This window comes from Streptomyces sp. NPDC091282, from assembly GCF_044757385.1.
GTDB classification, from domain to species: domain Bacteria; phylum Actinomycetota; class Actinomycetes; order Streptomycetales; family Streptomycetaceae; genus Streptomyces; species Streptomyces gramineus.
Genome location: NZ_JBIVUX010000011.1, coordinates 210139 through 222185 on the forward strand (window position 1 = coordinate 210139; position 12047 = coordinate 222185).

Sequence of the window (12047 nt, forward strand, 5' to 3'; positions counted from 1 at the left end):
AAAGAAGACGCGACGCAGCCGGCCGCCGCCCGCACGGGAACCGCAGCCGGGCCTTACTCAAGACACGCAGGAGCAAGTGGTGATCGAAGAGACCCTCCTCGAGGCCGAGGAGAAGATGGAGAAGGCCGTCGTGGTCGCCAAGGAGGACTTCGCCGCGATCCGCACCGGCCGTGCGCACCCGGCGATGTTCAACAAGATCGTGGCCGACTACTACGGCGCGCCGACGCCGATCAACCAGCTGGCCTCGTTCTCCGTCCCGGAACCGCGCATGGCGGTCGTGACGCCGTTTGACAAGACCGCGCTGCGCAACATCGAGCAGGCGATCCGCGACTCGGACCTGGGCGTCAACCCGAGCAACGACGGCAACATCATCCGGGTGGTGTTCCCGGAGCTCACCGAGGAGCGCCGCCGCGACTACATCAAGGTCGCCAAGGGCAAGGCGGAGGACTCCCGGGTCTCCATCCGCTCCGTCCGCCGCAAGGCGAAGGACGCCATCGACAAGCTGATCAAGGACGGCGAGGTCGGCGAGGACGAGGGCCGTCGCGCCGAGAAGGAGCTCGACGACACCACCGCGAAGTACGTCGCGCAGGTGGACGAGCTCCTCAAGCACAAGGAAGCGGAGCTTCTCGAAGTCTGATGAACGACTCATCCTGGGGAGCGCCGCCGCACGCCGGTCCGCAGGCCGGATCACCGGCCGGGTACTGGGGACCGAACGATCAGGGGTACGGCCAGGGACCCGTCCAGGGCCCGGGCCACGACGACGGTTCCGGGCACGGCCAGGGGTACGACCAGGCCCCCGGCCAGGGGTACCACCAGGTTCCCGGCCAGGGGTACGACCACGGCTACGCCCAGGGCTGGGGCCAGGGTCATGTCCAGGGAGCCGCCCCGGCGGGTCCCGCGTACGATGCGCATGACGCGCAGCAGACTCGCCCCATGCCCATCGTGCCCGACGACGTACCCGCGTACGGCGGAGACCAGGACGACGACCGGGGGGCCGCTCGGCTGAGCGGCCCCCTGTTCCAGGACGAGACGTTCCCGCACGGTACGTCCCGCGACGGGACGTACCGCAACGACACCCCGTCGGCGCAGCCCCTGCCCTCTGCGGCGGCGCCGCAGAATCCGGAGCCCATGCCCGACGCCCCGCAGCCGGCGCCCGCGCCGCAGAAGAAGAGCGCGGGCCGGGACCTGGGCGCGGCCATAGGCGTCGGCGTCGGACTGGGCGTCGTGATCGTGGCGTCCCTGTTCGTCGTCAAGGCCGTCTTCGTCGGCGTGGTCGCGGTCGCCGTCGTGGTCGGCCTGTGGGAACTGACCAGCAGGCTCCAGGAGCGCAAGGGCATTAAGGCGCCGCTGGTCCCGCTGGCGCTCGGCGGAGCCGCGATGGTGGTCGCCGGTTACGCCCGCGGGGCCGAGGGAGCCTGGGTCGCCCTGGCGCTCACCGGTCTTGCGGTCCTGGTCTGGCGGATGACGGAACCGCCGGAGGGCTACCTCAAGGACGTCACGGCGGGCCTCTTCGCGGCGTTCTACGTCCCGTTCCTGGCGACGTTCGTCTCGATGATGCTCACCGCGGACGACGGCCCGCGCCGGGTGATCACCTTCCTGCTCCTCACGGTGGTCAGCGACACCGGCGCCTACGCGGTCGGCTGGCGTTTCGGCACCCACAAGCTCGCCCCGCGCATCAGCCCGGGCAAGACCCGTGAGGGCCTGGTCGGCGCGGTGCTGTTCGCCATGGCCGCGGGCGCGCTGTGCATGGAGTTCCTGATCGACGACGGCACCTGGTGGCAGGGACTGCTGCTGGGTCTCGCGGTCGCGGCCAGCGCCACCCTCGGCGACCTCGGCGAGTCCATGATCAAGCGCGACCTGGGCATCAAGGACATGGGCACCCTGCTCCCGGGCCACGGCGGCATCATGGACCGGCTGGACTCGCTGCTGCCGACGGCTCCGGTGGTCTGGCTGCTGCTGGTGCTCTTCGTCGGCAGCGGCTGACGCACACCCGTCGTGACCGGGCCCCCGTCCCTCGCAGGGCGGGGGCCCGACGGCTTCCCGGCCCGGATGGCGCAGCAGAAATCGCCTCGCCGCTCCGGCCGGGGGCAGACTCCCCGTGAGGACGCCGTGAGTCCTCCGACGCGCAGGGAGTGTGCCCATGCCCCTCGACCCGGCCCCGGCCTCCACCCCGCCCCCGCCGCCTCCGGTGCGGCCCTGGCCCGTCGGCGACCTGCCCGCGCTCGACCCCGACCCGTTCCTCGACGAACTCCTGCGGGACGAGCCGGTCACCCGGATCAGGCTCGCGCACGGCGAGGGCCACGCCTGGCTCGTCACACGGTACGAGGACTGCCGCTTCGTCACCTCCGACCCCCGCTTCTCCCGGGAACAGGTCGTCGGCCGTGACGTCACCAGCATGCGCCCGGAGCCGGTGGCCTCGCAGACGGCCGGCCTGCAGTACATCGACCCGCCCCGGCACAACCGGCTGCGCCGGGTCGTCGCCCGCGCCTTCACCGGGCGGGCCATGCAGCGGCTGCGGCCGATGGCCGAGCGCAGGGCCGCCGTCCTGCTCGACGCCATGGCGGACGCCGGACCGCCGGCCGACCTCGTGGAGCATCTGCACGGCCCCTTCCCGATCGCCGTGATCCGTGACTTCCTCGGCGTCGACGAGAAGGACTGGCATCGCTGGGCGTCGGCCGGCGAGGCGCTGCTGTCCGCGGGCCCCGACTCCGGGGAGCGCGCCAAGGACGCGGCCCGCGCCACCCGGGCCCGGATCACCGAGCTGCTCCGGCACCGCCGCGAGGAACCCCGAGAGGACCTCGCCGGAGTCCTGGCCCAGGCCACCGAGGCCGGCGAGATCACCGAGGACGAGGCGATCTCGCTGGCCACCGCCATCCAGGTCAGCGGCGGGCACGCGGTCCGCAACAACAGCGGCTCGATGATGTACGCGCTGCTCACCCACCCCGGCCACCTCGAACGCCTGCGCCGCGAGCCGGAACTGCTCCCCAGGGCCGTGGACGAACTCTTCCGCTACGTCCCGCACCGCAACGGCGTCGGCATCCCGCGGGTCGCCGTCGAGGACGTCGAGGTCGGCGGCCGGCTGATCCGCGCCGGCGAGGTCGTCTACAACGCGTACGTCGCCGCCAACCGCGACCCCGAGGTCTTCCCCGACCCCGACGACCTCGACTTCGACCGCACCGACGGCCCCCACCTGGCCTTCGGACACGGCCCGCACCACTGCATGGCCGCCATCATGGCCCGCATGGAGGCCGAGATCATGATCGACGCGGTCCTCACCCGCTTCCCGACCATCCGCCTGGCCGTCCCCGCCGACCAGGTCGAATTCCAACGCCAGGGCCTGATCCGCGGGCCCCGGACCCTGCCGGTGACCTGGTGATCAGGGCGCGGATCCACGACTGATCCGGCCGTGACGGGAGCGGGAGCCCGGTCGACCCGGACGAGCTGGCGTTAGGAAGGCCGCCGGCCGAGGTGGGAGAACCACAGGCCACACTTGGGCCGTGACGACCGACGATGGCAACGTGCCGATCGACCCCTGGATGCTGCTCCGGGAAACGGACTGGAGCAGCATCGACCACTGTTGCCCCGACACAGCCCCGGCGACGCCCGTCGTTCTGGCCGGGCTGCTCGACGTCGACGAGGACGTCCAGCGGACCGCGATACGCAACCTCGCCCAACTCGTCACCCACGGGAACAGCATCTACGGAGCCACCGCCCCGGCCGCTCGCTTCGTCATCGCCGTCCTCGGCCACTCCCGAACCACGACCTCGGGGGTGTACTTCCACGAGGAGCGCCGTCGGCCCATGCGCGCGGCGCTCCTGCAATGGCTGGGTGACCTCGCCTTCGACGCGACCTACGACGAAGACGGCCCGGGAGAACCGGATGACGTCGCCGCGGTGCGTGCCGTCCTCCCGCTGATCTACGAGGCGGCGCGACCGTACCTTTTCGATGCGGACCTCCTGATCCGGGAAGCCGCGGTGCACGCGGCCGCGACGACTCTCGTCGTGCCCGAGCTGGCCGTACACATCCCAGAGTTCGTGCCGCTGGTACGCAGCACGCTGAGCACCAGCGAGTACCGGGGACACCGATACCTTGCCAAGCGGTGCCTCGTGACCTGGGGTGTGGAGCCCGGCCCCCTGCCCGACTCGCTGATCTCAGGTCCCGAAGACGGCTACTCCGACGACCCGCCGTTCTGAAACCGGTGATCGGCGGGACAGCCCCACCTGAGGAGTACGGCCGGTTGTCCGACGTCGAGGTTCTCGGTGATCGCCCGGCGCACAATCGCAGTATGACCGACCTCGTCGAAGCGGCCTGGCGCAAGATCCTTGCAACCGCAGCGCAGCACACCGGGCCAGGGGATTCCCCGCTCCTGGGGCCGTTCACAGAGATGGTCCGAGTCGCCCACGCCGAGCCGCAGCTCCGCTGACGACAGTCGTAGCCGGCCACAGCCGCAGGTCACCCAAGTGGATCTGCGACACTGGTACCACCATGCCCAAGCCCGGAGAACTCACCTTTGTCGCGCCGCGCGGAGCCAAGAAGCCGCCGCGGCATCTCGCCGATCTCACGCCCGCCGAGCGCAAGGACGCGGTGGCGGAGATCGGGGAGAAGCCGTTTCGAGCCAAGCAGCTCGCGCAGCACTACTTCGCGCGGTACGCGCACGACCCCGAGCAGTGGACGGACATCCCGGCCGGCTCCCGGGACCGGCTGCGGGAGGCGCTGCTCCCCGAGCTGATGACCGTCGTCCGGCATCTGTCGACCGACGAGGGGACCACGCGCAAGACGCTGTGGCGGCTGTTCGACGGCACGCTCGTGGAGTCCGTGCTGATGCGCTACCCGGACCGGGTGACGATGTGCATCAGCTCGCAGGCCGGGTGCGGGATGAACTGCCCGTTCTGCGCGACCGGGCAGGCGGGTCTGGACCGGAACCTGTCCACCGCGGAGATCGTCCACCAGATCGTGGACGGGATGCGGGCGCTGCGGGACGGGGACGTGCCTGGTGGTCCGGCGCGGCTCTCCAACATCGTGTTCATGGGCATGGGCGAGCCCCTGGCCAACTACAAGCGGGTCGTCACCGCCATCCGGGCGCTGACCGACCCGGCTCCGGACGGTCTGGGCCTCTCGCAGCGCGGGATCACCGTGTCCACGGTCGGGCTCGTGCCGGCGATCCACCGGTTCGCCGACGAGGGCCTCAAGTGCCGGCTGGCGATCTCCCTGCACGCGCCCGACGACGAGCTGCGCGACACCCTCGTCCCCGTGAACACCCGGTGGAAGGTGCGCGAGGTCCTGGACGCCGGGTTCGAGTACGTCGAGAAGAGCGGGCGGCGGCTGTCGATCGAGTACGCCCTCATCCGTGACATCAACGACCAGGCGTGGCGCGGGGACCGGCTGGGCCGCCTGCTCAGGGGCAAGCCCGTGCACGTCAACCTCATCCCGCTGAACCCGACGCCGGGTTCGAAGTGGACGGCCTCGCGGCCCGAGGACGAGAAGGCCTTCGTCGAGGCGATCGCCGCGCACGGTGTGCCCGTCACCGTCCGGGACACCCGTGGCCAGGAGATCGACGGAGCGTGCGGTCAGCTGGCGGCGACCGAGCGGTAGGATCTGGGCACATCTTCATATTCCGACAGGGGAGCGCCACAGCGCTGAGAGTGCGGCAATCGGGCCGCAGACCCTCTGAACCTCGCCCAGGTCATTCTGGGTAGGAAGTTCGGTCATCACTCAAGCTGTTGTGCCCTGCCCGGGTGGTTCCACCGGGTGGGGCCGCGTCTCTTCCTGGTCCACCCCAGGAGGAAAACACCAGTGCACACCAAGACCTTCGTGTCCGCGGCCGTCGGGCTCGGTCTGCTCACGCTGTCCGCGTGCGGGTCGTCCGCGGGCGACCCGGCCGACTCCAAGACCGTCACCTTGGTCAGCCACGACTCGTGGGCCGTCTCCAAGAACGTGCTCAAGGACTTCGAGAAGCAGTCCGGCTACAAGGTGCGCGTCCTCAAGGACGGCGACGCCGGCCAGGCCGTCAACAAGGCGATCCTCACCAAGGACCACCCGCAGGGCGACGTCTTCTTCGGCGTCGACAACACCCTGCTGTCCAGGGCCCTCGACAACGGCCTCTTCCAGCCGTACGCCGCCAAGGGCCTCGACCGGGTCGGCACCGCCTACCAGCTCGACGCCGCCAAGCACCGGGTGACGCCCGTCGACTACGGCGACATCTGCGTCAACTACGACAAGGCCTACTTCAGCGAGCACAAGCTGGCCCCGCCCACCTCCTTCGCCGACCTGGTCAAGCCGCAGTACAAGAACCTCCTCGTCACCGAGAACGCGGCCACCTCCTCGCCGGGACTCGGCTTCCTGCTCGGCAGCGCCGCCCGGTACGGCGACGACGGCTGGCAGACCTACTGGAAGCAGCTCAAGGCCAACGGCGTGAAGGTCGTCGACGGCTGGGAGCAGGCCTACAACGAGGAGTTCTCCGGTTCGGCCGGCGGCCGCAAGGCCAAGGGCGACCGGCCGCTCGTCGTGTCCTACGCCTCCTCGCCGCCCGCCGAGGTCATCTACGCCGACCCGAAGCCGAGCACCGCGCCCACCGGCGTCGCGGCCGGCACCTGCTTCCGCCAGATCGAGTTCGCCGGGCTGCTGAGCAACGCCTCGAACACCAAGGGCGGCAAGGCGTTCCTCGACTTCCTGGTCTCCAAGGAGTTCCAGGAGGACATGCCGCTGAACATGTTCGTGTACCCGGTGGCCGAGGGCGCGGGCGTGCCCGCCGAGTTCACGAAGTACGGTCCGGCCGCGAAGGCCCCCGAGACCATGGCGCCCAACAGGATCGCCGCCGACCGTGACCAGTGGGTCAAGTCGTGGACCTCGCTCGTACTCAAGTGACCGGCACGCGCGGCGGCGCGGCGCGGCTCGGCCTGATGGCCGTGCCCGTCGCGTTCTTCGCCGTCTTCTTCGCCTGGCCGGTCGCGGCGATCGTCACCCGCGGCCTGAAGGCCGACGGCGGCTGGCGGTTCGGGCGGATCGCCGACGTCGTCGGCCAGCCCGACATCCGGCACGTCCTGTGGTTCACCACCTGGCAGGCGCTCGCCTCCACCGGCCTCACCCTGCTGGCCGCGCTGCCCGCCGCCTACGTCTTCGCCCGCCTGGACTTCCCGGGCAAGCAGGTGCTGCGGGCCGTGGTGACGGTGCCCTTCGTCCTGCCGACGGTGGTGGTCGGCACGGCGTTCCTGGCCCTGGTCGGCCGCGGCGGACTCCTGGACGAGCTGTGGGGCGTACGGCTGGACACCACCGTGTGGGCCATCCTGATCGCGCACGTCTTCTTCAACTACGCGGTCGTCGTACGGACCGTGGGCGGGCTGTGGGCGCAACTGGACCCGCGTCAGGAGGAGGCCGCGCGGATGCTCGGCGTCTCGCCGTTCGGCGCCTGGCGCAAGGTGACCCTGCCCGCGCTGGCGCCCGCCGTGGCCGCCGCCGCGCTGATGGTCTTCCTGTTCACCTTCACCTCCTTCGGCGTGGTGCAGATCCTCGGCGGACCGGCCTTCTCCACCCTCGAAGTGGAGATCTACCGGCAGACCTCGGAGATCTTCGACCTCGCCACGGCCGCCGTCCTGACGATCGTGCAGTTCGTGGCGGTCGGCGCGATCCTCGCCGTGCACGCGTGGACGGTACGGCGGCGGGAGAGCGCGCTGCGTCTGGTGGACCCGGCGGTGACGGCCCGCAGGCCGCGCGGCGCCGGGCAGTGGGCACTGCTCGGCGGGGTCCTCGCCACCGTCGCCGTGCTCCTCGTGCTGCCGCTGGCGGTGCTGGTACGGCGGTCGCTGGACGGCGGGTTCGGCTACTACCGGGCGCTGGGCGACGCCGACGGCGGCACCTTCCTGGTCGCGCCCGTCCAGTCGGTGCTCACCTCGCTGGAGTACGCCGCCGTCGCGACCGCCGTCGCCGTGCTGATCGGTGCCCTCGCCGCCGCCGCGCTGGCCCGGCGGGACGCGGGACGGCTGGTACGGGGCTTCGACGCGCTGCTGATGCTGCCGCTCGGGGTGTCCGCGGTGACCGTCGGCTTCGGGTTCCTGATCGCGCTCGACAAGCCGCCGCTGGACCTGCGGCAGTCCTGGATCCTGGTGCCGCTCGCGCAGGCGCTGGTCGGGGTGCCGTTCGTGGTGCGGACCATGCTGCCCGTGCTGCGCGCCGTGGACGAACGGCTGCGGGAGGCGGCGGCCGTGCTCGGGGCGTCACCCTGGCGGGTGTGGCGGGAGGTCGACCTGCCGCTGGTGCGGCGGGCGCTGCTGATCGCGGCGGGCTTCGCCTTCGCGGTGTCGCTCGGGGAGTTCGGGGCGACGGTGTTCATCGCCCGGCCGGACAACCCGACCCTGCCGGTCGCCGTGGCCCGGCTGCTGTCCCGCCCCGGCGATCTCAACTACGGCCAGGCGATGGCCCTTTCCACGATTCTGATGGTGGTGTGCGCGGTGGCCCTGCTGGTACTGGAGCGGCTGCGGACCGACCGGACGGGGGAGTTCTGATGCCGCTTCTCGAACTGGACCGGGCCACCGTGCGGTTCGGCGGGCGTGCGGTGCTCGACGCCGTGGACCTGAAGGTCGCCGAGCACGAGGTGGTCTGCGTGCTCGGACCGAGCGGGAGCGGCAAGTCGACGCTGCTGCGGGTGGTGGCGGGACTGCGGCCGCCGGACTCGGGCCGGGTGCTGCTGGACGGCCGGGACCAGACGCGGGTGCCGGCCCACCGGCGCGGGGTCGGGCTGATGTTCCAGGACCATCAGCTCTTCCCGCAGCGGGACGTGGGCCGCAACGTGGCCTTCGGGCTCCGGATGCGCGGCGACGGCAAGGACCGGCAGGCCGAGCGGGTGGCGGAGCTGCTGGAGCTGGTCGGGCTGCCGGGGGCGGCCGGACGGGCCGTGGCCGGGCTCTCCGGCGGCGAGCAGCAGCGGGTGGCGCTCGCCCGGGCGCTGGCGCCCAGGCCCCGGCTGCTGATGCTCGACGAACCCCTGGGCCAGCTCGACCGTTCGCTGCGCGAGCGGCTGGTGGTCGAACTGCGCGAGCTGTTCGGCCGGTTGGGCACGACCGTGCTCGCGGTCACGCACGACCAGGGTGAGGCCTTCGCACTGGCCGACCGGGTGGTGGTGATGCGGGACGGGCGGATCGCCCAGTCCGGCACGCCCCTGGACGTCTGGCAGCTGCCGGCCGACGCGTTCGTGGCGCGCTTCCTCGGCTTCGACAACGTGGTTCCGGCGACCGTCCAGGGCGCGGTCGCGGTGACGCCTTGGGGGAAGCTCCCGGTGCCCGGGGACGGGCCGCAGGGAGCGTGTTCCGTCCTGGTGCGGCCCGCGGGCGTACGGCTGACTGCCGCCGGCACGGGGCTGTCCTGCACGGTGTCCGCGCGCACCTTCCAGGGCACCCACGTCACCGTGCACCTCCAGCCCGGGGACGGGCCGCGGCTGGCGGCGGCCTGCGCGCTCAGGGAGGCACCGGCGGTCGGTGACACGGTGGGCGTCGAGTTCGACGCCGCGGAGACCGTCGTACTGGGCTGACGGACCCGGCCACGGCATGGCCGAGGCCCGTCCCCCGGGGAAGGGGGGACGGGCCTCGGCGGTGTGCGGGGTACGGGTGCGTCAGCTTCCGCTGTTCGCCCCGCGACGGCGCATGCCGAACCAGACGGCGCCGCCGCCGACCACGACGAGCGCACCGGCGACGCCGGCGATCAGACCGGTGTTGGAGTTGGCACCGGTCTCGGCGAGGTTGGAGTCACCGACCGCCGGGGACGGGGCGTTGTCCGTCGTGCCGGCCGGAGCGGTGCTCTCCGACTCCGACGGGGCCGGGGAGTCCGACTCGGCCGGGGTGGACTCGGACGCCGACGGGGACGGCGTGGCCGACTCCGACGGGGACGGGCTGGTGCTCTCCTCCGCCTTGCAGGCGGTGGAGGGGGTGGTGAGGTTGGGCTTGATGTCCTGGTCGATCTGGATCTTGCCGCTGTCGACCTTGACGTGAACGCGGTACTCCGCGTTCGGCTTCCAGTTCTCCGAGAAGCTGACCGTGGTGCCCTCGCGGGAGCCCTTGACGGTCTGGGCGGTACCGACCTGGTTGGCGTCGGCGCCGTTGTTCTCCAGGAAGACCGTGATGGTGGCCGACGTACCGGAGGCGTCGATGTCCTTGACGTTGATGACACCGTTGGTGCCGTCGCAGGTGGCCTCGGCGGAGAAGTCGGCGATGTTGCACGCGAGCGCGGAACCGGAGACGCCGAGCGTCAGCGCGGCCGACGCAGCGGCAACTCCCAGGATGCGCACGGAACGACGTGCACTGCGGCGGGATATGGACACGTTTGTCCTTACTGGGTGCATAACTGCGGGGGGCTTGTGGAGGAGTTGACGCAACGTGAGGTGAGGCATCAGCAACCCCAAGAGGCTCACAGGTCTATAAGTGCGCCGTAAGGAGTGTCAATGCATATGCGGTCACCGGGCGTTGACTTTACCTTCTTATTAGATGCTGAGACGTTTCAGCGTCTCGGCGGCCTGCTCGATCCGGTCAACCAGGGCGATACGGGACGCCATCGGCCGGTCCTGGGCAAGCGAGGTCAGGAGCTGCCAAGCCGGCAGCCGCTCGCTCCAGTGCGCCTCGTCGACGAGCACCATCGGGGTCGGCTCGCCCCGTGACTCGTAGTAGTTCGGCGTCGCGTTGTCGAAGATCTCCTGTACGGTCCCGGCCGCGCCCGGCAGGAACACCACACCGGCGGTGGAGCGGGCCAGCAGGCCGTCCTCGCGGGTGGCGTTGGCGAAGTACTTGGCTATGTGCGCGGCGAAGGCGTTGGGCGGCTCGTGGCCGTAGAACCAGGTCGGGATGCCGACCGAGGGGCCGCCGTCCGGCCAGCGTTCGCGGACCTCGAAGGCGGCGCGGGCCCAGTCGGCGACCGACGGCCGGAACGACGGCGTCTTGGCGAGGAGCCGCAGCGCCTCCTCCAGCATGCCGTCGTCGAACGGCGCCGCGTACGCGCCCAGATTGGCCGCCTCCATCGCCCCCGGGCCGCCCCCGGTGGCGACAGTGAGGCCGGCCCGCGCCAGGTCCCGGCCGAGCCGGGCGGCACCGGCGTACTCCGCCGTGCCGCGGGCCATCGCGTGCCCGCCCATCACGCCCACCACCCGCGCGCCGGCGAGGAGTTCGTCGAGCGCGTCGGAGACCGCGTCGTCGTGCACGGAGCGCAGCATCGAGGCGAATATGTCGCCGTCCGCCCTGGACCGCTGGAACCAGGCGTAGGAACGGGCGTCCGGGGTCGCCTCGTAGCCTTCGCCGAGCCCGTCGAACAGTTCGCCGGGCGTGTAGACGAAGGCGCGGTAGGGATCGAAGGGAAGGTCGGGAACGGGCGGGAACACCAGGGCGCCCGAGACGCGGACCGCGGCGGCGGCCTCGTCCGACATCGGGCAGCCGAGGAAGACCGCCTCGGCGGTGTCGGTGGTGAGCAGGACGTCCGTACGGTCCGTCAGATCGACGGCCTGGACGCGGTACCGGGCGAGCGTGCCGTGCGCGGCGAGGACCGCGTCGAACTCGGCGAGGGACTCGATCTCACGGTCGTGGACGGCGACTTCGGGCTGCGGCTGGGCGGGTGTCTGATGCACCCGCCCACCCTAGGCGTCAGCCCTGCACCGCCGCCGGGTCCATCCACACGACCTCCCAGCTGTGGCCGTCGAGGTCGTCGAAGGAGCGGCCGTACATGAAGCCCTGGTCCTGGACGTCGTCGTTGGCCGTGCCGCCTGCCGCGACCGCCTTCTCGATCAGCTCGTCGACCTTCTCGCGGCTCTCCGCGCTCAGGCAGATCAGCACCTCGCTGGTCTTCGTGGAGTCGGCGATCTCCTTCTTGGTGAAGTCGGCGTAGCGCTGCTTGCTCAGGAACATCGCGATGATCGTGTCGCTGATCACGACGCAGGAGCAGTTGTCGTCGCTGAACTGCGGGTTGATCGTGTAGCCCAGCTCCGTGAAGAACTTCCGCGACGCGGCGACATCGGCGGTGGCCAGGTTCACGAAGATCATCTGCTGGTACATGGGGGCCTCTCCCTCGGGTGTCGTGCC

Annotated in this window: 11 protein-coding genes and 1 riboswitch; of the genes, 8 read left to right on the forward strand and 3 right to left on the reverse strand. The window is 71.2% G+C overall.

Features of this window, described 5'->3' with window-relative positions:
* Positions 1-79 precede the first annotated feature (79 nt).
* The 8 genes from frr (at position 80) to ACIQOE_RS37530 (ending at position 9520) form a co-directional block, all read left to right on the forward strand.
* Positions 80-637, forward strand: coding sequence for a ribosome recycling factor (gene frr / locus ACIQOE_RS37495; RefSeq protein ID WP_132889831.1), 558 nt, complete (start codon positions 80-82; stop codon positions 635-637).
* A complete protein-coding gene (locus ACIQOE_RS37500; RefSeq protein ID WP_399012738.1) occupies positions 637-1983 on the forward strand; it encodes a phosphatidate cytidylyltransferase in 1347 nt (448 codons plus the stop codon). Before frr ends, ACIQOE_RS37500 begins: the two co-directional genes overlap by 1 nt.
* Before the next feature lie 157 nt (positions 1984-2140).
* Positions 2141-3376 (forward strand): cytochrome P450, encoded by a 1236-nt coding sequence (locus ACIQOE_RS37505; protein ID WP_401416413.1) that lies wholly within the window; start codon positions 2141-2143, stop codon positions 3374-3376.
* A 121-nt stretch (positions 3377-3497) separates the two neighbouring features.
* Entirely contained in the window at positions 3498-4193 is a 696-nt protein-coding gene (locus ACIQOE_RS37510) for a hypothetical protein (protein ID WP_401416415.1), read from the forward strand.
* A gap of 292 nt (positions 4194-4485) precedes the next feature.
* Complete coding sequence (rlmN, locus tag ACIQOE_RS37515; protein WP_365574749.1) at positions 4486-5592, forward strand: 23S rRNA (adenine(2503)-C(2))-methyltransferase RlmN; 1107 nt, start codon at positions 4486-4488, stop codon at positions 5590-5592.
* A 17-nt stretch (positions 5593-5609) separates the two neighbouring features.
* Positions 5610-5717, forward strand: a riboswitch (TPP riboswitch).
* A 76-nt stretch (positions 5718-5793) separates the two neighbouring features.
* Positions 5794-6864 (forward strand): thiamine ABC transporter substrate binding subunit, encoded by a 1071-nt coding sequence (locus ACIQOE_RS37520; protein ID WP_401416417.1) that lies wholly within the window; start codon positions 5794-5796, stop codon positions 6862-6864.
* Positions 6865-6899: 35 nt separating this feature from the next.
* Complete coding sequence (locus ACIQOE_RS37525) at positions 6900-8498, forward strand: iron ABC transporter permease (protein ID WP_351323639.1); 1599 nt, start codon at positions 6900-6902, stop codon at positions 8496-8498.
* The gene (locus ACIQOE_RS37530; protein ID WP_401416419.1) at positions 8498-9520 is read left to right on the forward strand and encodes an ABC transporter ATP-binding protein; all 1023 of its coding nucleotides are present in this window, start codon (positions 8498-8500) and stop codon (positions 9518-9520) included. The genes ACIQOE_RS37525 and ACIQOE_RS37530 overlap by 1 nt, the downstream gene beginning before the upstream one ends.
* Positions 9521-9601: 81 nt before the next feature.
* On the opposite strand, the gene ACIQOE_RS37535 is transcribed toward ACIQOE_RS37530, so the two are convergent.
* The 3 genes from ACIQOE_RS37535 to ACIQOE_RS37545 form a co-directional block, all read right to left on the reverse strand.
* Complete coding sequence (locus ACIQOE_RS37535) at positions 9602-10327, reverse strand: LAETG motif-containing sortase-dependent surface protein (RefSeq protein WP_351323567.1); 726 nt, start codon at positions 10325-10327, stop codon at positions 9602-9604.
* A 138-nt stretch (positions 10328-10465) separates the two neighbouring features.
* Positions 10466-11596, reverse strand: a complete 1131-nt coding sequence (locus ACIQOE_RS37540; RefSeq protein WP_351323568.1) for a Rossmann fold nucleotide-binding protein — start codon at positions 11594-11596, stop codon at positions 10466-10468.
* Between the two features lie 16 nt (positions 11597-11612).
* Positions 11613-12020: a VOC family protein gene (locus tag ACIQOE_RS37545; RefSeq protein ID WP_351323569.1), complete on the reverse strand. Its 408-nt coding sequence runs from the start codon at positions 12018-12020 to the stop codon at positions 11613-11615.
* Positions 12021-12047: the final 27 nt, after the last annotated feature.

Bases quoted from the DNA above. Each gene is read 5' to 3' on its own strand.
- ACIQOE_RS37500 (WP_399012738.1), top strand. From the start codon at position 637: ATGAACGACTCATCCTGGGGAGCGCCGCCGCACGCCGGTCCGCAGGCC.
- ACIQOE_RS37505 (WP_401416413.1), top strand. From the start codon at position 2,141: ATGCCCCTCGACCCGGCCCCGGCCTCCACCCCGCCCCCGCCGCCTCCG.
- rlmN (WP_365574749.1), top strand. From the start codon at position 4,486: ATGCCCAAGCCCGGAGAACTCACCTTTGTCGCGCCGCGCGGAGCCAAG.
- ACIQOE_RS37525 (WP_351323639.1), top strand. From the start codon at position 6,900: ATGGCCGTGCCCGTCGCGTTCTTCGCCGTCTTCTTCGCCTGGCCGGTC.
- ACIQOE_RS37530 (WP_401416419.1), top strand. From the start codon at position 8,498: ATGCCGCTTCTCGAACTGGACCGGGCCACCGTGCGGTTCGGCGGGCGT.
- ACIQOE_RS37535 (WP_351323567.1), bottom strand. From the start codon at position 10,327: ATGCACCCAGTAAGGACAAACGTGTCCATATCCCGCCGCAGTGCACGT.
- ACIQOE_RS37545 (WP_351323569.1), bottom strand. From the start codon at position 12,020: ATGTACCAGCAGATGATCTTCGTGAACCTGGCCACCGCCGATGTCGCC.